Here is a 24,761-nt window from a genome sequence, read left to right on the forward strand (position 1 = left end):
ATGCCTCCGCCGCATGCGGCGGAGGCATCGGAGCGGCAGGTGTGAGCGGCCGGGAGGCAGAACCCGATAGCACAAGCAATGCTGTTTCCATGGACGGTCGCCTTCGGGTTCGCGATGGGAGCCGCGGCGGGCAGCTTCACGAACGTGCTCATCTGGAGGCTGCCGCGCGGCCAGTCCATCCGCGAGCCGCAGTGGAGTTACTGCCCGAGCTGCAACACTCGCCTCACCTTCCTCGACCTCGTGCCGCTGATCAGCTTCCTCTTACTCGGCGCGCGATGTCGGCACTGCCGCAAGCCGGTGCCCTGGCGCTACTTCTGGGTGGAGCTCGTGTGCGCATCTTTCTGGGCGCTGCTGTGGTGGCAGAACATGGTGGCGGCGTGGGAGCCCGCGACGTTCATCGCGCTCGCCCTGTTCGGAACCGCTCTGGTCGCCATCGTCTGGATAGACTTCGAGCACTACATCATTCCGGACCAGCTAAACGCCTGGCTGCTCCTGGTGGGCCTAGCACTCGGCGTCTATCGTCTCGCCACGCACGACCCGACTGCATGGGCGCATCTGGGCAGCCTGCGGCTGCCCGCGTTCCTTCTCGGGGCCTGGACCGGAACACTGATCCTGTGGGGTATCGGAGCCTTCGGACGCATCTTGTTCCGCAAGGACGCCATGGGCCACGGAGACGTGAAGATGATGCGCGGAGCCGGCGCCCTGCTGCCGATGGACATGCTGCTGGCCTCCATCGGCATCGCGGTCGCTCTCGGAGCGGTTCTGGGGGCTGCGATGCTCATCTACTTGCGCTCGCGTCGCAGTTCGGAAGAGCAAACGGAGCCGGAAGAGGAGCAGCCCCCTGAGCCTCCGGAACCCCTCGCGCTTCTTCCAATATGGTTGCTCTACTATCTGCTCTGGCTGGACTTGCTGCCTCTCTTCGTGCCCAAAGTGGGTGCCGCAGTGGATGGGTTCGTTCTGCGGCTATCCAAAAAGGTCGCGCCGGACGCAAAGCTGGAGGAGGATGAAGCCGAGGAGGCTTTCCAGCCGACGCCGACCACCATCGCCTTCGGCCCGTTTCTGGCGATGGGGGTTGCAGCGACCCTCTTGCTAACGCCGCAAATCCGAGCGGCCATCCGCGCATACCTGCACTGGATCACGGGAGGTAACTAAGCTTACTGGGCTGGTGCGGGCTCGAACGAAGGCTGGTATTATGCATGGGTTTGCTGCGGTGCCTGACGGACCAATCGAAAAAGAGACGGTCACCAGGAGAAAAAAGCCGCGTTCCGGCGGGAACAGCGCCCGTGTACGCTCAGTCTAACGGGTAAGGTCCCACGGATATCCGAAATCAGTTCTCAAGAGAATGAGGGGATTCCCCAGGATGAAAAGGCACGCCTTTACGCTCATAGAGCTTCTCACGGTCATCGCAATCCTTGCGATCCTCGCAGCGATCATCTTCCCCGTGTACGCCCGCTCCAGGCAAGAGGCCCGAATGACCCAGTGCATGTCGAACCTGAGCAGCATTCATTCGGCGCTGAAGCTTTACCACCAAGATTATCAGGCTTATCCCATCATCCTGATGGGGTATGTGGAGCGTTACTCGGGAGGCGGCATCGTCCCGCCGGACAAACTGGTCAACTCGCCCCTGTACAAGGACCGGGTAGACACCATCGCCACGTTCAAGTGCCCGATGAACAAGACCGAACGGGGCGACGTGGTGGTCCAAGCCGTGTATCCTCGGGTCCAGCATCTGGTCAACGGACAGTGGCGCGCGGCCAACAACCTCGCTGGGCAGATTGTCCAATACCCCGGAGGCGGTAACGCCGAGTTCTACGCCTACGACAGCTACGACATCGGGCTGATTCGCTCGCCTGCCGACGGCTCACCGATTTACGAGCTTCATTACATGCTGTTCTGGACGGACCTCGGCCTATCCGGCGGGGGCAGGGATGATGACCTCCGGCAGCTCGGCTACCGCTTCCCGGACGAGAGCGCCATCGTGACTTGGTGTACCTATCACCGCGATTACGGCGCCCCGGGCAACACGGAACCGAAGCGCGAGAAGGCAGACATCGTGTTGACCCTGAGCGGCACGGCCAAGAAAATGGACTCGCTAAACATGGCGCTGCGCGGGTTCGGCAACGCCGAGAACTTCTAGCAACGGCCTGCGCGGCTGGGCCAGCGACTTGTGCCCCGGTCCTCGAGAGGACCGGGCTGAGGACGAATGTGAGTGGACATATGTGGAAACGGCGGATAGGCGGCGCCTCGCTCGTCGAGGTGCTGGTGGTCATCGTGATCCTGGTCGTCGGGATCTTCAGTATCGTGCGCTTGTTTCCGGGCGGCTTCCTCGTTCTCGAACGCGGCAAAGAGCAGGCGATGGCCGCGCAACTCAACAAGCAGATGCTGGAGCGCCTGAAGGGGCGGCTGGAGAACCTGCCCGAGGGCATCTACCCCGTGAAGTACACATTGGTCGGCGGGAGATTGGTGCTAGAGGTAGACCCCGAAACGCGACCGGACGACCTAGGGTACTGGGAGACCGACGACCCGGATTTGATGGGGCAGATCGACCCCCATTACACCAGCGACGTCAACCGGATCCGGCGAATCATCGGCGAAAGTCTGCGCATTCCGGCGCCGAAGCCGATCGGTTCGGACCTGACGGACCCCCGGTACATCGGCGGTCTGTACCAAGTGCAGTTCGCTCCGATCCTGTACGACCCGAGGGTGTTTGTTGTCTACAGTACGCCGCTGCAGCGCCGGTGGGTCAGTCGAAGCAGTCACACCGATCCCGTTGCCATCGGTCGCGTGCGCCGCATGGTTCAGGAGTACTACCTGGACCCGAACTTGGGCGCGATCTGGCTGCCGGTCTCGCCGACACAGAACATCACCTATAAGGTGGACGTATCGGTGTGGGTAGAAGCCAATGGGCGGTTCGAACGACACGACTACATTGATATTCCGCTGACTACCGATCCCAGCATGCTGGTCAGTGCGGACGGTTTCTTCCCTCCACCGCCAGCCCTGAACGCTATCACGGGCTTTGACTTGAAACCTCTCATCGTCCAGGCTGGCGAGCAGTTCCATTCCATCATATGGAACTCGGTTCGGGTCGCTCGAACCTTTACCGAGATCCCGGTCGACTCAGACTGGAATCCAGACGATCCGTATCAGTACAAGATGCTGAACTACTCGCTCGGACTAGTGCTCTTCAACCCGGCGGGATACGAGTTCCGTGAGCTACGCAATCGCCAGATGGTGCCACTGCAGGCTACCTTCAACTACGACGTGCTGGATTGGCACATCATCGTAGACGAGCGGCGTGTCGGCGACAAAACCCCCCACAACATCAAACTGACGTTGGACCGTATCAAGCGCATCGGGGACCTGAACAACGACAATACACGATTCCAGGGAATCAACCTCCAGTTCGACGGCCGCGATCACGATCTGCTCATCGTGGATGTCGCTGACGGTTCGGTGATCGTGAACCGTCCTAATCGGCAGTCTTTCGACTTCGACGCCCTCAAGGGTATCGTGCGGCTCACTGACGAAGTGCTGGTATTGCGGCCCGATAACACGGAAGAGCTGCGCTCGCCCGCCGGTCGCACCTATCGCTTCTTGTATATGGGTCACGACGATTGGGGCGTGCAGGTCCAAAAGGCCCCTGCCACCTACAACGTCGTCTACGGGCTGCCGGCATCGAGAAATCTCGGCATTCGTCAGGCGTATGTGCCGAGCGACCGGCCCGGAACTCGCATCTACTTCCCCCAGTGCGACCTCGGCAAGCGAGTCGTGATTCAGGAGTACCGTTACATTGCCCGAAACGGTAGTAAGCAAGTCGGACGCAGCGAAGACTTCGTCATCCTCGCGCCACGCCCGGGTGACGCCATACAACTGCCGTACATCGACATCGCGGACGACTCGCACCATCCGGATGCCGACCGCTTCGACTTTGAAAGCACCGGTAGCCCGGTGGATGCCATAACCGGAGTGTCGCTGAAGGTGCGCGTGGTGTGGGCGCCCACCCAACGGGAACGCTCGGCAGAGGCACGCGCCAACTCCTACCCGAGCCTGCGGTTCCTCCCCATGTGGCGCAAGATAGATTTCGATACCCATCTTACGAGGGAAGTGGCGGACTGATGATAGGTACTCGCAGTCACCGCTTGGCCCGAACCGGCTTCACGATGGTGGAGATCCTGGTGGTGCTCGCCATCACGTCGGTGCTGATGTTGCTCGTGTTCGGGCCGATGATCCAATCGTTCAACACGACGCGCTCCGCACAGGCGGAATCGGAAGCGCAGGACCTGGCACGACGCCTGATCGAGCAGATATCTACCGATCTGGCGAATGCTACCTATGTGCGCGACAACAGCGCCCCCGAGGCCTCGATCGACATCGTGTTACCTAACTCGTTGTTCGCCACGAACCGACCAGAAGGCCAGCGGATCCTGCGTCTGCCTTATGCGAAGATTGACTTCTTCCCCCCTGCTCAGGGTGATCCGAACAACCCGGAGTACAACCCCTACATAGACAAGACCGACCCGACGCTGAGAAACCGTGCCCCCATCGGCAAGTTGGCCCTGCCGCTGGCGCGAGGGGTGTCCATGGTTCGCTACTTCGTCGGGCTGGCCGATCCGTTCTCCGAGTATCGTAACTCCAGCGAGGATCGCTTCGCCGTTGCGGGTAGGGCAGACAATACCTTCGTATTGTATCGTGCCGAGATCGTGCCGAGACTGAGCGATGGTAGTGTCAATACGGACTTTTTCGAAGTGGGCCCCGACGGGCAACCCCTACTCGATGACCCGTTGTTCTTTACGGTGCTTCAGAACGATTCCAACGAGAAGCGAAACCGGGTTGCCAACTGGCTGCGAGCATCACAGGTTATCACGCCGCTGGATCGCGTGGACCTGATCCAGATCGTACGTGACCAGAAGTCGCAGGAGCCAGTGTTCGACGATTCCGGTCGGCCGCAGGTGCTGCCGCTGCTAACCATGCAGCCCTCGAAGGTGGACGACGAGCCTGCATCGCCGCACAACACTACCAGCTTGGGGGAGGAGTTTCCGGAGAAAATCCCATCCGGCTTCCGCACCAAGAGTGGTGGCTGGACGGAGACCTATCGTATCACCGTTTGGCGCGATGCGCCGACGGGCTCTCAAGACGTGTACTGGACCGAAGACGAGATGCGCAATGGGCGTTGGGTCAAAACCGTGTGGCATCGGTATCCTACGGGCGGGTCGGGTACTGCTCAGGAGCGCGTGTTCGACTTGACCGAGTACATGGATGGCTTGCAGCGTGGCAATCCGAGATTGGACTGGGCAATCCAGCCTGGCATAACATCGGACCCGATGGCGTTCGTGGTCGACCCGGTTTCCGGCAAGATCGTGACCAACCTGCCGAGAGAGCATTTCAACCCTGATGCAACCGAATGGCTGCCAAGCACCGGCCCTGCGCTAACGTATCTGCAGGACACGAACCCCGATCCGACGACCATCAACGGCGCTTTCAACTACCAGTATCGCAAGTACCCGCAGTGGGGACGAAGGATCGAGCGGTTCGTGCGCATTCGAGACGATGCCACCTCGGTGGTCCGCGGCGATCCCAACTCGCCGCTGTCCCTGTGGTCGAGCGCATCCATCGCGCCAGGGTCGGAGAAGGTGTTCGGTCCCGATCAGAGGCCGGGGCCTAATTACGGGAACACCGTGCTCTATCGCCGCGTGCCGACACTGGATGCCGAGCCCGGGCCGAACGAGTATAGGATCAACTACACCGACCTGCCGTACGATCCCGCAGCGCTCGCCGGCATCGGTTTCAACGTTAACGATCCGGACGTGAAGGCGTTCATCCTACCACGGTTCGAGGCCGGCTACATCAAGTTCTATTCGGACCCGAACTATCCGATGCCCGGTGGAAGCCGTAACATTCGCATCACCTACCACTTCCAGCTCAATCGGCCAGGCGACGTGTTCACTGTGGATTACGCGACGAAGGAAGTGGTTTTGGTGTCGCTGGCCATCCGGCGCTACGATGCGTCCAGAGGTCGCCCTCACATGGTGAGCCTGACTAACCGCGTGAACGTGCGCAACTTCCTTAAGTAGGAGCCGCGAGGAGTGAGTCCGATCATGACAGCCAATGGAATGAGAACCGATCGAGGACAGACGCTGATCATCGCGCTGTTCGTGGTGTTCGTTATGCTGTTCCTCGGACTCGTGTTCGTGGGCATCATCGGGCGAAACCTGTTCTATGCCCAACGCAACACGCAGTCCATCTCCGCCGAGAACTTCGCGGAGAGCGGTATCCGCTATGCACACATGATGCTCCGAACCAGCCCCGAGGGGGCGGATTGGCGTCCCGTCCCCGCAAACCTGCCGCCGACCCAGCAGGACGATCCGGACTACCTGTGGCTTCGGGCCCCCGATCCCAACATTCCGAACGACTTCGGCGGTCCACCCAGAGGCCCCGGCGATCCCGGCGGCGACGGATCCTTCACCCGGCTCAACTTCGACCAGGGACGCGCGCTGATTCGGTTGACGTACGCCCCCAAGGTGGACGACCCACTATCACGCTATATCAAGATCGAGTCGGTCGGTCGTATCGGCGAGATGAGGCCTAACGACCCCACGATGAAGCGCGGCGTCACCGCGAGGACTTTCCGCCTGAAGGTCGCCTATGCGATGATCGGGATCACCGACTACGCTCGATTCATCACCAACCTCGACCGTAAGCCGCAGCCGGCGGACCTCGGGATCCCTGTCAACTTCGGTGCTATGTTCGGCGCGGGACAAGTGTCGGTGCCCATGTTCCTCGGTGACCCGGTTGCCTACTCGCAGTTCGTCGGGGGGTTGCAGACGCGATCCTACGGAGGGCCTCTGCGAGTGAATTCGGGCCTACGCATTTGGGGGGATCTGCGCATCTACCTCAACCCCGACTTCGGAGACAAGGTGGAAGTAGCGGGTGACATCGAGTTCGCGACGGCGAGCTCGTCGGGACGGTTGCTGCGTCATGATATGCTGGGTCTGATCCTGATGCAGCGGAGTGCGAGCCCCGTCTTCAACACGTATCAGGGAATGGTTCGAGACGGCCGGCGGCAGTCCGACACACAGAACTATCCGCGCGGCATCGAGTACCTCGATCCACCTATCATCAATGAAGTGGATGGCGTGGGTCGGGAGCGGTATCTCGCGGCAACCCGTCACACGGGCCTATGGATTCGTGGTGCCGACGGACGCTACTTCAACACTGGGGACCTCGGATACGGCGAAGGCGTTTACATTGATAACTCGTCGGACCGCCAAGACGATGTCACCTCTTTCGCCGGTGGACGCAGCCTGCGCAACGAGTGGCTGAAGCCCAACGTAGACAGCCCCTACTGGCAGGGTCCGTACTACGTACCGCCGGGCTGTTATATCCAACTGATACCGGCGACGCCGCAGGTCCCGGGCGGATTCCGCATCATACGTAACATCCGCGACGACGGCCAACGCTGGCGCACCCCGCTCAATGAACCGACCCCGCGCCATTCCCTTCGGTTCTTCATCGAGAAGGATCCGAACAGCCCGACCGGCGCTATCATCTGGAACGAACTGGGTGGACGCGATGCGGCGACAACATTCAATGGTGTTATCTATGCAGAGGGCAATGTCCGTGTCCGTGGCATCATCCCCGGGGGACACCAGCTCACGATTGTAAGTGGAGGCACCATCTACATCGAAGGTAGCATCATCAAGGGGCGGCTCGCCAACGAGGGTGTCGGCGAGGAGTCGTGCGCGCTGGCTCTACTAGCGAAGGACTACGTGTGCCTCAATACCACACAGTTCGTCGGTCCCGCATTCGATACGCCCCTCAACTTCGAGCCGGACGCTCTGGACGTTATTGCCCCCTATCACGTGACGGTGGAGCAGAACCGACCGTTCAACGCGATCTGGGAATTCGGCGATGACCCGAACCAATACACAGGAAGCGGGAGGTACCCGCGGTTGTATGTCCGACATGCCGCGCAGTCCGGTGGTGCCGCGTTCATCAACCTACTCGTCAACTATGGTTTGAACCCGGCGGGCTCTGAGTACCTGTTCGATAACGCACCGCCTAACTATGCCGGCGTGTTCTACGGAACCCAGCAGAAGATCCCTACCTACGGCCTCGCCGACGCCGCGACGCAGGTTTTCCCGAGATATGAGCACCGTTCGTTTGGTCTTGCCCCACCGGCAGACTACGGCGGATACCCACTGCTAACGAGCGGTGAGCTGAACACCATGACCTTCCAGAGCGACGCGCGGATCGCATCTCGAGGGGGCAACCGACCGTACTTCCTCAGCCGCCTTGCCATCCAACCGATGGATGTTCGCATCGAGGCGCTGATCTATGCCCAGAGCGGCTCGTTCTTCGTCATTCCTGGGCCTTGGTTCAACGCCAACCCGAACGATAGGCGCGAACTTTACTCCAATGAGTTGGCACGCCTCAACGCGTTCGGCGTCTACGCCGACTTCCCGTTCTATGCCGAGCCGCTGGATATCAAGGTAACAATCCGCGGAGCTGTCTCCGAGAACTTCCCACCACCGATTGCTGACCAGACCGAGTGGTTGCAGCGGTGGGGCTGGATTCCGAAAGAGTACGGCGAGTCGGGTGTTACCATCCCGGACCAGCACGTTCCTGCGGACTTCCAGAACCGAAGTTACGTCCCGAACCTTTATATCGTTTACGATACGACCTTTGCCTCGGCACGTCCCGCCGGCTTGTTCGCGCGCGATCCCATGCGGGTGGATCGCTACGGCCGAATGCTGCCTGCGGTACCCAGACTGCCCGTAAGCCCGAGGCTTCTGTACTTTGGTGAGGTGCGTCCATGACGCGAACGCTACTAGCCGTCCTCGGGGTGTTGTTGGCTGCGTTGCCTGCTATATCGCAGCCAGCGGTGTACGGTGAAGCGAGAAACGCCATTCGCGCTGGTATCTTGCTGGTGCCGTCTACCGGCAGCACCTCGTCACCCGGCGGCACGAACGCAGACCCGTACGTCTTCTACAACCTGATGATGAGACAGGACTTGCTGCCGGGCGGGTGGGACTTCTACAACCCATATGCTCCATCTGTCGTGACGCAGAGGGTGTATGATCGCTGGCGAGCCATCATGGGACGGGCGCCCTTCGCCGTCGGTGACCGCGTTCAGAGAAGCATGGCGCCCTATTGGGAGGTGTATCTCGACGACCTCTCGGACAAGCAGCTGTCCAACTATGACATCCTACTGATCCACGCGCCGGGAACGTTGCGTTTCTCGCCGGATCAGAGAGAACGCCTGCGCAGGTTCGTGGACTCGGGAGGCGTGCTGTGGTTCGACAAGGCGACGAGCCAAACCGTTGACGGCAACTCCGGCTTCCCGCTGACGTTCGGAGTGTCCAGTTCAGGCGGCAACCCGCAGCTGGTCAATCCCACACACCCGCTGCTCAACTACCCGCACAAGCTGACTGTGGGGGAGGCCACCTTTCTCGGTTCACACCGCGGTTCCCATGCGATCACGCCGTGGGGGGCTGCAGGGGAACAGGGCTTCGCGGACTTCAAGCGGATGACGCCCATCGTGCTGAACTCGGCGGGCGGTGTCATTATGCACGCCGATATGGGCTCCGGGCACTTCGTACTCACGGCGTGCAACGTGGTCTCGAACATCAATGAGCCAGCCGGTGGCACGACGACTGGGCTGGGCCGTAACAGCGGTCCGTTTGCAGGCACGAACTTTCTGAACATCCCGACTCCGGAGCTTAAGTTCGCATACAACCTCGTGGGGCTGACTGGTAGTCACCGTCAGTTCGGCAAGGGCTCGCGAAAGCTCAACGCGACGTTCGAGGATATCGGTGCGCCTCTACTGGGTAAGTGGAGCACACCCTTTACACCGCAAAGCACTTTCGAGTACCACGGCCGTCTCTACAAGAGCCCCGTGTTCTTCAAAGGATTGCTCATCGTCTCGACTAACACCGAGGTACTCGCCTTCGACGCACAGCCGATGCGTGACTTGGACGGTGACGGCAATCCGGACGACGGCTTCCCGGACCTGAGTCAGGGCACGCAGGCCGACCTGGTATGGCGCTTTCAAGTTCCGGGAGCATCGCTGCTGTCCGCACCGCTCGCAGTGGAAACACCCACCGAGGCTTCCCAGGGCTTTCAGCCACCTGTCAATCAGGTATGGGTGATGGACCAGGACGGTGCCGTGTACGTGCTAAACGCCTTCCCCGTGCGAAACCGGCGCTTGGCCGATACGCAGCAAACAGGCGATTGGAAGCGCATCGATCCGCCGCGCGATGACATGATTCCCTTCTCGCTGCCCAAGCAGCCGAATGCGCTCACCTACTCGGACGGCATGATTTTCGCTGCGGCAGGAGCACTGACAATCACCAACCAAGTGCGTGGTGGGATCGCGTGGGTGATATCACCCAAGGTCGCACGCATCGTCTCGACAGGGTTGGACCCGGATAGCTACTTCGTTGCGCAGGGCGCGAGAGCAGTTCCCGGCACGAACCCCTTCGTTACGGCCCCTACTGTCGGCTATGTCCCGCAAGCCGAACGCGGCGGGGCATCCGATCAGGTCGTGTATATCGGAACCGAGCGCACTACGACGGGTGGTCGAGGCGGTCCTGGTTTCGCGGCACTGTGGTTCCGCACACGCGGCGAGAAGCTACGCATGGACGGCTATGCGTTGGAACAAACCAAGTTCAAGTGCCTCGCCGCAAACCAGAACCTGAAAGTCTTCTTCACGACCCCGGGCGAGTTCGAGGAGTTGAACCCGCGGTTCTACGGCTACAGGCAGTCGGATGGGGCACCTGTCGTGTTGCCCGATCCGATCGTGGGAGCCGTGCCCGGCGAGTTCATCTTCCAGGGCGACTGGCGAAACGTGGACATCTACGCCGACTACACCATAGACTGGTCGGCGCGTGACTTGCAGTCGGGCAACCTGAACAAGATCGCCCGTACGGTCATGGTGATGCCGGACGAGTCCACACCGAAGCAGGAGATCATCGGTTCGCTCACCCTGGCACCCAATGGCAACCTCTTCCTCGTGTCCAGCAATGTGGATGTCACGTCCGATCCGAAGTCGGGTGGTGGATCGCTGTTTTGCTTCCAGGAGAGGCTGAACAACACCAGACTGCTGTATCGGTGGCAGTTGCATCACGGCTACAACCATATTCTCGGAGGCACTAACAAAGTCACCGTTCCGCCCGTGATCGTGGATAACGACCCGCTGACCAAGATTCCGCCGCTGAACAATTTCTTGGACCGGCCAATGACGAAGATGCACTTCCACGGTAGCCCGGTCATCCATAACAATATGTGCTACGTGGTGGCGTCTGCGCGAAAGAACCTGGGCTTCTTCGAGTTGCCTGTCACCATTCTGCTGGCCTTCGACGCCGACCCGCAGCCAGCCGAGATTCGCGTCGGCGGACCCATCCTCGGAACGGAAGGCGACATCGAAGTCTCACAACCCGATCCGGCGGTGAGCCTCAGCAAGGATGAACCTACCGGTTTCAACCGACTGAGCAACCGGCAAGGACAGGGCGAGATCGAAGTAGATGCCGCCGCGGGCATCATCCGAATCAGCAACTTCTCGACCAGCCCGAGGGGAGAGGTGCGAAACAGCATCAGCCTGAGCCAGCCGGTGGCCGTGCGTGTTCCCGGTCAGCAGCCGTTCTTCGTGGATCCGAACGCCACCGGCAACCGCTGGTCGCCGCTCCGGTGGTTCATGACCTTCAACGGGTTCACGAACGAAGCACCCGCGATGGTCACTGGAAACACCCTGTATCTCGCCGGTGGCTGGAGCCTCGAGAGCTTCATCTGCCCGCCGATGCGAATCCCTCCGGCCTATCGTGCAATGGTGATCGCGATGGACGCGGACATCCCTACCAACGACGAGTTCCTGATCAACGACCCTCTGGTGCCCACCAACACGCACAGCAACCGGCAGCTCGCCTACTTGCTCATTCTCCCGAACGGCCGGCCACGCTTCAATACCCACATCCGGTGGCCCTCCAACGAGGGGCTGACCAGCATGGAAGACTTCTGCATCCGAGTGCGTCAGTCGCGCCTCGGCAATAGCCAGAGGGCGCTCGGTGTGATAGGAGGCGACGGGCTGCTCGCCGCGTGGGCACCCGACGGCACATTCATCTTCGAAAGAGCCCTCACGCTGGTGACCGATCAAGGCCGCCTCATCGAAATTGACAACCAGGGCTTCGTCAATTGGACTTCCGAAAACACCTATGCCGGAGCGGTCAATCAGGGGAACCTGTTCCTGAAGATCGTGCAGCTCACGAATCCGACCAAAGCGTACAAGCTGGGCTGGAACGAATACCTCGTGGCCGATACGGGAGCCAACCGTATCGTGCGAGTGGACCGTGCGGGCGCCGAGGTGCGCACCATCGAGGGCTTCACGTTCGACCAGCAGATGCTCGCGGCGGGGAAGCTGTATGGCTTCACTCCGGGAGACCCGCTGAACCTGAGGCAGCCGCGTGACGTGAAAACCTGGACCGACTTCGTGCCAAGCGATGTGAACCCGTTCTCGGTGAAGTCCGATCTCGAGTTCTGGATACATTACCTGATAGCAGATACAGGTAACGGTCGTCTGGTCGAGGTGGTCGACCGGTATGTCGCTGACCCGAACACACTCGCGGTGGGAGCTCCCGTCTCTGCGGAATCGATAGGGCAAATCGTCTATCACAGCCCGTTGAATGCAATCGGCCGCAAGTATCGTTACCACGCAGTGGATAGGACCCAGACCGGCGTGGACGCGTCGGGGCTTGCCACCTTCGCTTACGTGGCGGCAGTGGGAAACTGGGAGGCGACCGGTGCAGCCGTCGGCACCGACCCGTTCGGCAGCGACACACAGCTCCAGGCGTACAGCGGTGCCGGCGCGATCATCGTAGAGTACTTCGACCAGACGCTGGACCAGAAGGACAGAGTGATCGTTATCCATCGGGTGCGCATGCCCGATGGCACGCTGAGACCCTTCGTTAACCCATCGTCCGTACACGCGACCCCGCTACGGTGGGACTCGACAACCGGACGCATCGTATTCTCGATCCTTATCGCGGACAATCAGGGAGTGATCGAGATCGCTCCGAACGCCTCGAACCCCAGGGAGTGGGACGTCATCTGGAACATGAGCAACGAGAACTACTTCACTCTCCGAGGTGTGTCGTTGCTCGCCAGCGGCGCTCGGAAGCTGGCAAACGGGAACATTCTCATCACCAACGCATATACCGGTCAGAAGCCGAATTTCACGGACTTCACGGGTGAGGTGGTGGAGATCCGCTACAGCGATTACAACCCCGGCCAGCCCAACAATGGCTTCAGCATGGCGGCAGGCTCCGTGAGGGCGGAGATCCCGCCGCTGGTCGGCGCACGGCAACTGAAAACTCCGCTGTTCGCGGACAGGCCGTAGCGACCCGGGAGTGCGAAACGGAACATGAGACGCTTTGCTCGCGTCAAGCAGAAAAGTGGACTTGAGTTTAGGTGATTGGCTGATGAAGCATACTCGATGGCTAATCGGCATGGCCATGTGCGCCTTTCTAGTCGGTGCCGGCGTCGCTCAAAACGACTGGCCGGTACATCGCGGCAACCAGCAACGCACGGGTCTGAACGATAAGGCCGACGGACCAAACCTGACACAGCTCACCTGGTGGTGGCCGCTGAGAAAGTACGAGCTGCCCACCGTGGCGGTGGACAACGACAACTCCGATGTACCGCCTCTCGTCTCGCGCACCGGCACCTGGGTCGTGCCGGACCCCGAGAACCAAGCGATCGGTTTTGTGGGAGAGGACTACGAGTACGCCGGATGTGTCGCGGCACGCTCTGTCGACGACCCGACCGACGGCGCGGACCGTACCTTCCGCTGGACGCTACGCCCCCTCGCCACTCAAGTCGCACACTATGCGCTGTACGTCCAGTTTCCCTCGAGCGGCACCACGCTGCCGGGCAATACCCGGGTTACTCCTAATGCCCTCGAGGCCGTGTATAAGGTGGAATGGACGCAAGACGGCGTGTCTCGCTCACGGGTGTACAGGGTCTCTCAGACCGTAGGAGGCTACAAGATTCGGATCGGTGGCGCGGCGGTCTTCCCGGCGTCCAGCACATCGCCCGTCTACCTAACGCTGTACAACACCGTTCCCGTGGAGGACAACGGCTTCGGCGAGATCGTGCCTATCGAGAACCCCGACAACGCCATCGTCGTGGCGGATGCTGCCTACCTGGCCAATCCACCTGCTAGCGCTCAGTCCTCACCCGTGGTGGTCCACCGGGGCGGCATCCCACACATCTACATCACCCGCAACATAGGCAGTGTCGATCCGAGCGACCCGAGCGGCGTAGACGCGCAGACTCAGGGCGAGCTAGTTTGCATCGTACCGCCCACCCCCACCGTGCCGGAGGCGGTGGCGAAGTGGGTGTGGAGCCCATCGCAGCAGTCCAACGTGAACAACGTGGTGGATGACACTTCGAGCGGATTCAAGAAGGATTCCGCGTGGGTGCAGGCCACCGAGACCGCAGGCGATTTCTACGGTGAGACCAGCTACGAAACGACCGTCACCACTAGCGCGAACCAATCGGAGTGGAACAACGCACGTTGGGAGCCGAAGCTGAGCGCATCGGACAACTTCGATATCTATGTGTGGTTCCCGTCCTCGGGGGAGACACACCTCAACACACGCAACGCCCGGTACATCGTTCACTACTTCGATCCGGACGACGGGTTGACCGAAGACGTAATAGACAACGTCAACCAGGAAGAGGGGGGAAAATGGGTTCGGATCGGTAGCCGCTCCTATCCGAACGACCCCGAGCGCGGGCAGCTGTGGCTCGAGATCGTGAACTACTCACCCGACACGGGTGATGCCGGACGGTACGTGCAGGCCGACGCGGCGATGTTCGTCGGAGGCTACCAAGGTAGTATGGTCACTACTCCGACGACGGCAAACGTCCGCGTCAAGATGCGGGATGGCAGTACACAGAACCGAGACGTCGTCTTCGTAGCAGATCAAGCCGGTTACATCTACATGGTGGATGCCATCGGCGATCGAGGGCACACGTGGGCCTACTGGTCCTATCCCTCCACCCCTAACACCAACGATCCGAATTGGGAAGATCCTAACAAGGACGCCGACAACGGCGCGCCGACGATAGGTGGGTTCCTTCGTACTACGGCGACGGTGGCGCGCGTGGGCAACAAGGATATCCTTTTCATCGGCAGCACGAACGGACGCATGTATGCCATAGACTGCGAGGGCCGAGGCGATTACGACGAGCGGACCGCCACCACAGGCACCACGAAGCGCATCTGGACCTATCCCGATGCCGTGCCGGACGTGGACAAGAGCAAAGAGAAGAACTACGCTTCGGTCGTAGTAGGCTCACCCGCCTATAAGGATGGCGTTGTGTACTTCGGCACCACCGAAGGACGCATTTACGCGTTGGATGCAGCGGGTGAGGGCAACGGTACTACGAGGGAGAAGTGGATCTACCCGGGCCGCGCCCTCGACGGGCAGACCGAAGAGGACCCGATCGGGGCCATCGTCGGTACGGTGTCCGTAATCACGACGGGGGACGGCGCCAACCTGGTCGTCTTCGGAACCGCACCGTACCAGTTGGCTCCCGGCGATCGCTACAGTGGTAGGGTGATTGCACTCGATGCCGATGGCTCGTCCAACCGGCGCACTACACGGCGTTGGGTGTATCCGCCGCTGGGTGATACCACGCAGGTCGGCAATTTCTCGTATGGCGGCCCCTGCTATGTACCGGATATCCAGGTGTATCAGAGCGTCTCTGCACGATACGACGTGGTGTATATAGGGGCCGAAGACGGGCGCGTCTACTACATCAACGCGCGCAATGGCGAGTTGCTGTACCGCAGCGAAAGGGGGCTCGGTGGCGCGATCCGTTCCGCACCGACATTCGCGCAGGTGGTGCCACACGAGCAGCTTCCTCCCTCGCGTGACAGCATTATTATCTCGACTGCGGCCGGTGACCTGATCGCGCTCAATGCACGCGAGTACGGCACTCTCAGCCCAGACCGACTGGGTGAAGCCCACTGGGCCGGTCAACTGACTGAGCAGGCCGAGTTCTTCGGCTCCGTAGCGATCGCCAACGGGTTCATGTATGCGCTCGCATCGAACGGCCGCCTGTACGCGTTCAGCGATCAGGCCGCACCGTCCGACTATGACGAGGGCTGGGAGCCGTTCCAGGAGACCGAACCGCCGGACCAGAGCGACGATATTGACCTGAAGGATACTATCGTAAAGCGAATCAGCCGAGAGAGCTACAACCAGCTGCGAGCGCTTACACCCGGTAGCACCTCACCTACACCCTATGACCTGAACGTCGTCAACGAGACGATACTCGAGTGGGGCTCGACGATCTACCTGGTCGCCTACAACTTCTACATCGAGAACGAGGGTGGAACTGTCACCTTCCAGCTCAAAGGACCTAGTAACACGCCGCGTGTCAGCGCGCCCGTGAAGCGCTACGCCGAGAACAACCCGGCACGCAAGCCATGCTTTGCAGTGTATGCCTACGTTGTCCAGGGCTCGAGGCAGGCCCCGTTCACACCGGGTGAGGAGTACTGGGTGGAGGCGACCGTACGCCCGCCTTCTGGGACAGCCGTCGGCCCATTCGAAATGGAGCCCAAGCCCCTACTGATCGCCAACCCGCTCGCTGTGCGGGTGCTGAACCCGAAGGGCGGAGCGGCCAACTCTGAGATCGGCTGGACCGTCAACAGCACGGACAACTACGTGAAAATCAACGGCAGTGGCGGCAAGGAGAACACCGTCATCGCCAATCAGGGCGAGATCAATCACGGCATGCGCGGCTCCACCCTCATCGAGGTCGCCGATAGGAGCCTGCTGCTCTACTCCACCGGGCGCTCTCTACGACAGGTGATGGGAACACGACTGGACCTGCAGTTCCGTGGTGGCGCGGCGGCCATGTACAAACCGCTGCCGTGGGACATTCCGCCGGTCGGCTTCCCGAACCCGAGCCCCGACTATCCGGACATAGACCGCCGACAACTCGGCCTCTGGTCCGACCCCCTCGGCACGCGGAACAACCTCGTGAACAACGCGGTCGGCTTGCCCAACCCACTCGGCGACGAGACGGCGCGCTCGCTCGTCGGCCTCCCAATCGAACTGGAGACCGACGTGCCGATGTATCAGCCCGCGAACATCCGCGACGGGTACCTCGCCAAGGTGTACGTGTGGGTGGACGTGGACAGCGACAAGCGGATCTCGGGCGTCAGCACCTCAATCGTGACAGACCTGCCCACCGCGGGCGCCGAGGCTTACCGCTCCCTCAGTACGTCGCTGAACATTCCGCCGGACGAGAAACTTGCCATTGTGGAGCCCACGATTGACCTCGGACAGCTCGCACACGGTGTTGGATGGACCCCGGAGCCACCGCGAAGCAACAACAACAAGTACTTCCATAGCTCCTGGGTCGACCAGACCAGCGGCCCCTACAACGCGTTCTTCAAACCGTTCACGGTGCTCAGCTACAGCAACGTGAACATGCTGAACCTGAGGGTCGCCTCGCTGCTGAACCAGTTGCCGGTTTCGGGACCGGTAAGCGACCCGCCGCTGCGTCCGGTCGGGTTCTTCGGCGACGGCCTGAACCCGCTCGCATGGCTCGGCGCGGATCAGGCGCTCGTCAGCAACTTGGACCCGCGGTTCCAGTCCGCGGTCACCTTGCACAAGCCGCGACCCGGCGACCGTAGCCCGACGTCGCTGCGCATCCCGGACGCGCCGTACGGCACCACCGACCCGAACGCGGACCCGCCAATGCTCGGCGTCGCGGTTCCCATTGGCCAGCCCGTCGGCACCTACACCCAATACATTCGCGTCTTCGAGGACCTGTACAACGGGCGCAACCTCGCACTGGACATCGACCCGGTGACGAACCGCGCCTTCGAGACTATCTCCGAGCCTGCGCCTCGCGTGAAATTCACCGTACGCGAAAGCCGCTTGACGAGCGACACGGAGCCTGGGTCGCTCTATCAGTTTGACTACCCGCCCACGAGCACGAACCCGTTCCGGTACGCTAACGTCGCGTCAGCGGCATATCGAGACCGCCGCACGGGCGAGATGGTGGTCGCGTTCTCCTCGCAGCGCGAGAGTGCTACCGACCTGAACGCTCCAGCGGGAGCAGTCGGCAACTGGTCCATCTACACGGGCCGACTCGGAGTGCAGCAAGCGCAGTTCCACGGGACCGTGCCGCCGCCGCTCCTCGACCTGTACGCGTGGCGAAACGCTGCCAGCGACAAGTGGTGGCAGTTAGGTGGCGGACCCTACCCGGGAACCAGCCCCGACAGCCTGTTCACGGAACTGCCAGGTACCATCGTGCCTAACTCCGCACAGTACTTCGAGCCCACATTCCCGGTGAACATCAACGACATGCCCAGGCCCTACCTGTTCTGGCAGGGCTCGGTGAAGAAGCTGTTCCAGGGCCAGGAGTATACGGAGTACGCGACGTTCTATTCCGAGATATCGCCCTCCACCGGACGCTTGGGCACCATCCACAAGGTGACCGGCGACACCGGCGGGAGTGCCATAGACGCTGCCATGCCTCGGTACCGGCCTGTCGTGCTGGGTGGCGGCACCGGTGCGCGCATTTTCTGGTACGGCGGGACGACAGGCCGCTACAGCCTGTTCGTAAACGAGACTCCTTCCGTGGATAATCCGAACTCGTGGAGCCGCCCGGTCAGGATAGGCATCCCATCCAGCCTCGCGTCGGCCAAGGACCCGTACCCGGTTGCAGGCCCTGCGGGCCGCATCGACCTCATCTACAGCGGCGTGATGAAAGACCGCAACACGAACGAGCTGTTCCTGGCCACCTACGGCCCGGAGGGTCCTGGTGGATTTATCAACTGGGAGCGTCCTCGTACCAGGGCCCGCATCAACAGTGAGGTTGCAGTGTTGGACACTGCACGCGGCAACGTGTGGCGGACACAGGGCATTGACTGGGCCATCGGGGGCCCGGGGTCCGGCCTCGACGTTGCGGTGAACGGTCGCTCCATTCTGGGTGAAGGTGAGCGGGACAGCTCGAACGAGCGCATCCGATATCGGTCGCTGCTGGGTGGGTACGTGGTGGTCGACCCCGCGGCGGGCACCATCACCTTCCCGAGCATCGCGCCCGGGCCGCAGGACATCGTGACGGTGTCGTACACCCCCCGCGTGATGCGCCTAACGCCCAGCAACCTCGGCGGGCACACCGAGCCTGTGCAGTTCGTGGACAGCCGGCCCATCGGCAATCTGGCGTACACGTTCCGCAGTACGGGGACAGCCGCACAAGCAAACGACTACGTGCCGGTGGACCGGCGATGGGTGCTGTACAAGCGTGGAAGCACGGCGCCCGGTCAGCCCATGACCCCCTACTACCAGACGTATCGAGTCGGAGTGAACCTGCCGACTCCAGCGGCGGTGGGAACCACGGTGAGCGTTGGAGGGAATACCAGCTTCTACACCGTGGACTACACACGCGGCAAGGTGTACTTCACTCTGGCTGACGCAGGACGCAGCGTTAACATTGCTTACGTGGCCGCCGGTGGGGGAAGCCATCAGGTCTCTGCCACGGTTGACTGGATCGCCGAGTCTGAGGAGACTACGGTGCCCATCGAGCGAAGTATCGCCGAGTCGCAGCTTTGCGCCTTCGCCGATCCCAGCACCGAGCGGGGAAGGCCGGACTTCATCTGGCTGTTCTGGTCCAGCACACGTAACGGAGCTTCCGACGTGTACTTCCAGACCATCAGCCCACGATTCGACATCGTTCCTGCCGGAAGATAGTGAACCTGCCGCGCGGCCGAGGAGTTCCGCCGCGCGGCAGGATTCTTAGCCCGTTCGTTGAACCTTTCTTTGGCCCCGTCCGTCATGGCTAAGGAAGGCTTCGCCGTTCGCGTCCTCGTTGACTTTCGGCCTCGCTGGGCTGTATAGTTGAGGTTGCCGAAGCGGCAAATGGAGAAGGAGCTTCATGGCGAAAACGTTTAGTTCTGCGGTCGGCATAGACATCGGTACGGATACGATCAAGATCGCGGAACTCAGAGCAGGCAGGGATAGGCCGACGCTCGCCGCAGTGGCCATCGTCCCCACTCCCAGGGACGGTGTGGATCACAACGGCATCTTCGAGCCCGGCGTGGTGGCCGCCGCAATCAAGGCCGCCTTCGCCGAAGCTGGCGTCACGACAAAGCAGACCGTGATGGGCATCTCGGGCCAGGCTTCGGTCGTGGTCCGAATGCTGGAAGTTCCCAAGATGACTCCCACCGAACTCAAGGAGCACATGCAGTGGGAGATCCAGCGTAACATCCCCTTCGCCGAGACCACCATCGTCTCCGACTACGCACGCGTATCCACCCCATACGAGCCGCCGGATGCGCAACAGATGGACGTCGTGCTCGCCGTCGCACCGCAGTCGGCGATAGATACCATCGTTTCGGTGATGACCGCCGCGGGCCTCGACCCGGTCGGCATAGACGTGCAAGCGATGGCGATTTCGCGTCTCCTATGCCTCGGCGGGGCGGATGGCCAGCCCCCAGTGATGGTCGTGAACATGGGCAAGAGCACGACCTCGATCGATGTGTACACTGCGGGTCTCCTGAGCTTCCCGCGCGTGCTGCCGCTCGGCGGCGACACGTTCACGCAGGCTATCGCCGACTCCATGTCGCTCACCATCGAGGAAGCCGAAGACCTCAAGCTGCGTAAGGCCGAGGTGCTGGTGGACCGGTTGGGCTTCTCCCCGGCAGCTCCGCAGCCTCTGGACTACGCGCCAGAGCCGCAGCCGGAAACGTATCAATCGTACGATCCCTATGTGGACGTCTCGGACCAGGGCCCGGTGTTCGAGGTGGAGCCCGACGTGGAACTCGCTCCCCCGACGCACGAGGATTACCAGCCCGGCGGATACGATGCGGGTGAACCCTCCTATGCACCGGAGCCGCCTCCGCCTGCCGAACACTCGCTCGCAAGCTACGACCCCGACACGCAGAGGGTCTTCGACGCGATCATGCCGACGCTCGAGGAGTTGACATCCGAAGTGAGGCGCTCGGTGGAGTACTTCCGAGGACGCGGCGCGGGTAGCGAAGTGAGCCACATCCTGCTTACCGGCAGAGGCTCGCAGATGAAGCGCCTTCCGGAGTTCTTCGAGGCTGCACTCGGGCTGCCCGCCAAGCCCTTCGACGTGATCAACCTGGTGCAGCTCGGGATGCGCAGACAGACCGAGGATTTCGTAAGGACGAACGCGGCGGCGCTCTCCGTGGCTATCGGAATGGCGCTACACGCGTTCGAGGAGTAGGGGCCGAAGAATGAAGCTCAATCTGCTTCCGGGATACATACGTCAGGCCAAAAGGAACCGCAACGCGCTGTTTCTGATGGTGATACTCGTCTTCGCCACCCTGCTCGCATTCGGCTACTGGACAATGTCGGTCAAGCAGCAACTGGCGGAAGCGGAGAACAAAGACAAAGAGCTGACTCCGCAGGCCGAGGAAGTGGTGCGCATCGCCGCAAGCGCCGACCAGATCTACCAGGACAACGCCATCCTGTTCCGCAACGTCGAGTTGACCTGGTACATCACAGAGCACAACAAAAAGTATCCGCGGCTCTATCGAAAGATGGCCAGCCTGCTTCCTTCGTACATGCGGTTGGTTTCGATGAGCGCAGGCGACATCGATGTGTCGAAGGGCGCGGAACCCACCTGGCCGGGAATGGCCACGGCCGGAGCCACCCCTACGCCTCCGCCGCAGCCTCAGCAACCGGCGCCTGGTCCGCCCCAAGGAGGACTCACACAGCAGGTCGCGCAGCAGCCGACCGGCGCATCCACATGCACCGTCCGCATGCGCGCGGTACTCGGAAACTACGCCCAGTACTCGGACATGATGATTGCTCTCCTGCGCGACCGCGACTTCGTGCTCCAGGTTGCGCGCGCAGGCTTCGATCAGAACCAGACGGGTATCGAGGGCCTACAGGACATGGGCGGCCCCACCGCGATTGGCCCTGGCGGGCTCGGTGGCGACACATCTGCTGGCGGGCGCCCGGCTCCGCCGGGATGGTCCACCGTCGATGTCGTGTGTCAGGTTCGGTTCAATTTGGTGCCGCCGAACCCGCGGAACGCTCTCATGGCAGCCGCGTCAGGAGGGGGCGCAGGCGCAGCATCCGGATTCGCCGGCGGAGGGGGTGCGCCGTCCGGCATGGTGCCTGGACCACCCGGCCCTGGTCCCACGATGGCACCTGGCCCTGGACCGACAGGACCCGGTCCGGCAGCGGGACCACCTAAGGCAGGCACCGCAAGGGAGGACATGTAGGCCATGCGAAGAATGACCCTGGCCCAGATCCTCGCAGGGGGAATCGTCTTGGCGGTGCTCATCGCCACCGGCCTGTACCTGCTGGTCATCTCCCCGACGCAGAAAAAGCTGGAGTATCAGAACGCCCGAAACGTAGCACTGGAGCAGGTGATTGCGCAGCGTCCGCAGGCGGAGAACCGTGTTCGGCAAGCCAAGGAGGAGCAGGCTGCCGTAGCTGCCGAATGGGCTAGCTATATTGCGCGGAAGTCGCCTCCAACCAGCGTGATCAACCTCGACCAGAACCGCTGGCGGCTCACCACGCAGTTCCGCTCGTTCCGAAACAAGCTGCAGGCCGACCTGTTCGCGCATATGCGGAAGACCGGTGTACGTGTGCTTTCGGGCCCGACAGTGCCCGGTGCCGGAGATGATCCGAACCAACTCGTCTCCAGCTATTTCAACTACCCGACTCTGCCTTATCCCTGTGCGATTCTGCCCATTGGGACGATGCAGGTCTCGGGCACGTTCAGTCAGATTCTTCAGCACGTAGAAGCTTGGAATCGGCTGCCGAACTACATCGCTCTCACCGACGGGCTGCAGCTCTCGGGAACGTCTCCGAATCTGGTCGGGACCTATTCACTGCTCGTGCTCGTCTTTCCTAGAGGGGAGTACATCAACGATGAACCCGTCCCGTGGTTCGGAAGCTCGGCGGACGCAGGCGGCGTGCCGATGGGAATGCCGGGAATGGGCGGACCCACGGTGGGCCCGACGGTTGGACCAGGCGGGCCCGCTGCAGGACCGAAGATGCTTAAGGGACGGTAGGTTGGAGGCAAAGACGTGAGCAACGCATCGAGCGGCAACAAGAAAACGGTTCTGATCATCGCCCTGGTTGTGGTGCTGATTGCCGTCGCCGCTGTGGCGGTGATGATGTTCATGCCGTCGGGCGGAGGCGAGGAGCAAGGCCCGCCGATGGCTGGCGGCTTCGAAGGCATGCCAGCAGGTGACACCATGCAGCCGGGCAGGGAAGCACCCGAGGTGGTCCCAGTGACGCCTGTGGCTGGTGTGGCAGTGAAAAAGCGTACTGCCGAAGGAATTCCCGAGGGCTCTGCAGCTTATCCGCGAATTCGATACGTGGCCCGCGCCGACCCGTTCTCTGTCTTGCCCGTTGAAATGGCAGCTGACGAACGGGCGAGACAGCAGCAACTTCTTGCGATGCTTGGTGACTTTCAGTTGTTCGCTGAGCCGAAGCCGAAGCCCGTCAACCCGGCGCTGATTCCGGTCGAGCCCCAGCCGTACCGGCGACTATCGGGTATCGTTCGCGGAGAAGCGGTCGCGGCCATCTTGGAGGTGCCCGGAGTGTCTGACCCTGTGGTGGTGCAACCGGGGGACAAGGTGGGCGAGTGGACCGTCCGCTCGATTGACAACGAGAAACTGGTCTTGGTTCGCTCGGGCGACAAGCGGCCGAACACGGTAGAGGTGAAGCTCGAGGCTCTGCCCGCCACTTTGGCCTCGTCAGGAACCGGTGTTGGTGCCGGAGGCCCGACGATGGGTGGCATGGCACCTGGTCCGGGAGCCGGCATCGGAGGACCGACGGTCGGCCCGGGAGCATACGGGCCTCGTGGCGGGCGCGGTCCGGCCGGCATAGGCCCCAGTGGCGGCGGTGGGCCGAGCCGATAGATCGGGAGTAACGGAAGCTTGTTCGCAGCGTATTAGAGTTCGGAGGTGTGTCCTCAGATGAAGCGAAGTTGGTTCTTGAGCATCACGGCGCTGATGGCGCTTTGGGTCTGCATGGCAGTCGTGCCGGCACAAGCGCAGGGCGAGGAGAAGATGGTTACCATCGAGTTGAACCAGGCGGACATTCGGTTCGCCCTGAAGGCCCTGTTCGACCCGACCGGCTATAACTACAGCATTGACCCCGCCATTCAGGGCACTGTGACCGTGCGCCTGAAGGACGTCCCGTTCTCGGTTGCCCTGCGCAACATCTTGTCGCAGGTCAAGGCCTCATACCGCGTGGTTGGCGGGGTGTACGAGATCGTGTTGCGAGAGGAGTCGATTGCACCACCACCCGATCTGGGCACGCAGGAGACGCCAGAGCTTGCCACGGAGACGGAGCGGGTGATACGAATCCCGGTGTACCACGCCGATCCGAACTTCATTTTGGGTGTCATTTCCGGCCGGGCCCCCGAGATCCCTGAGATCACGACGCTGTCCGGCATGGGCGGCGGTGGCTACGGTGGCGGCTACGGCGGCTACGGCGGTGGTTTCGGTGGTCTCGGTGGTGGCTATGGCGGCTACGGCGGTGGCTTCGGTGGTCTCGGCGGTGGCGGCTTTGGCGGCTACGGCGGCTATGGTGGCGGCGGCTTCCGCGGCGGTGGCGGCTACGGCGGCTACGGCGGCTATGGTGGCGGCGGCTATGGCGGTCTCGGTGGTGGCTTTAGCGGCGGTGGATACCGCGGTGGCGGCGGCTTCGGTGGTGGCTACGGCGGCGGTTTTGGCAGGTAGTACGTAG

General features: G+C 61.8%; 11 protein-coding genes and 1 pseudogene. All 12 read left to right on the forward strand.

Going from position 1 to position 24,761, the window contains the following annotated elements; translation table 11 throughout:
* The first annotated feature begins 78 nt into the window (after positions 1–78).
* Positions 79–1,152, forward strand: coding sequence for a prepilin peptidase (locus HRF45_11690; GenBank protein MEP0767189.1), 1,074 nt, complete (start codon positions 79–81; stop codon positions 1,150–1,152).
* 208 nt (positions 1,153–1,360) lie between these two features.
* On the forward strand, positions 1,361–2,137 hold the full coding sequence (locus HRF45_11695) for a prepilin-type N-terminal cleavage/methylation domain-containing protein (protein ID MEP0767190.1): 777 nt from the start codon (positions 1,361–1,363) through the stop codon (positions 2,135–2,137).
* An 80-nt stretch (positions 2,138–2,217) separates the two neighbouring features.
* Positions 2,218–4,119 carry a hypothetical protein gene (locus tag HRF45_11700; protein MEP0767191.1) on the forward strand — a complete coding sequence of 634 codons (1,902 nt, stop codon included), beginning with the start codon at positions 2,218–2,220 and terminating at the stop codon, positions 4,117–4,119.
* Positions 4,119–6,074, forward strand: a complete 1,956-nt coding sequence (locus tag HRF45_11705) for a type II secretion system protein (protein MEP0767192.1) — start codon at positions 4,119–4,121, stop codon at positions 6,072–6,074. The genes HRF45_11700 and HRF45_11705 overlap by 1 nt, the downstream gene beginning before the upstream one ends.
* 24 nt (positions 6,075–6,098) lie before the next feature.
* Positions 6,099–8,819 carry a hypothetical protein gene (locus tag HRF45_11710; GenBank protein ID MEP0767193.1) on the forward strand — a complete coding sequence of 907 codons (2,721 nt, stop codon included), beginning with the start codon at positions 6,099–6,101 and terminating at the stop codon, positions 8,817–8,819.
* Entirely contained in the window at positions 8,816–13,390 is a 4,575-nt protein-coding gene (locus HRF45_11715) for a DUF4159 domain-containing protein (protein ID MEP0767194.1), read from the forward strand. The genes HRF45_11710 and HRF45_11715 overlap by 4 nt, the downstream gene beginning before the upstream one ends.
* Before the next feature lie 82 nt (positions 13,391–13,472).
* Positions 13,473–19,772 carry a PQQ-binding-like beta-propeller repeat protein gene (locus tag HRF45_11720; protein MEP0767195.1) on the forward strand — a complete coding sequence of 2,100 codons (6,300 nt, stop codon included), beginning with the start codon at positions 13,473–13,475 and terminating at the stop codon, positions 19,770–19,772.
* A 184-nt stretch (positions 19,773–19,956) separates the two neighbouring features.
* The gene (pilM, locus tag HRF45_11725; protein MEP0767196.1) at positions 19,957–21,270 is read left to right on the forward strand and encodes a type IV pilus assembly protein PilM; all 1,314 of its coding nucleotides are present in this window, start codon (positions 19,957–19,959) and stop codon (positions 21,268–21,270) included.
* 10 nt (positions 21,271–21,280) lie between these two features.
* A complete protein-coding gene (locus HRF45_11730) occupies positions 21,281–22,276 on the forward strand; it encodes a hypothetical protein (protein ID MEP0767197.1) in 996 nt (331 codons plus the stop codon).
* Between the two features lie 3 nt (positions 22,277–22,279).
* Positions 22,280–23,074: a hypothetical protein gene (locus HRF45_11735; GenBank protein ID MEP0767198.1), complete on the forward strand. Its 795-nt coding sequence runs from the start codon at positions 22,280–22,282 to the stop codon at positions 23,072–23,074.
* A 15-nt stretch (positions 23,075–23,089) separates the two neighbouring features.
* Positions 23,090–23,929 carry a hypothetical protein gene (locus HRF45_11740; protein ID MEP0767199.1) on the forward strand — a complete coding sequence of 280 codons (840 nt, stop codon included), beginning with the start codon at positions 23,090–23,092 and terminating at the stop codon, positions 23,927–23,929.
* A gap of 540 nt (positions 23,930–24,469) precedes the next feature.
* A pseudogene (locus HRF45_11745) lies at positions 24,470–24,754 on the forward strand (RNA-binding protein).
* Positions 24,755–24,761: the final 7 nt, after the last annotated feature.

It is taken from the genome of Fimbriimonadia bacterium (assembly GCA_039961735.1).
Taxonomy (GTDB): domain Bacteria; phylum Armatimonadota; class Fimbriimonadia; order Fimbriimonadales; family JABRVX01; genus JABRVX01.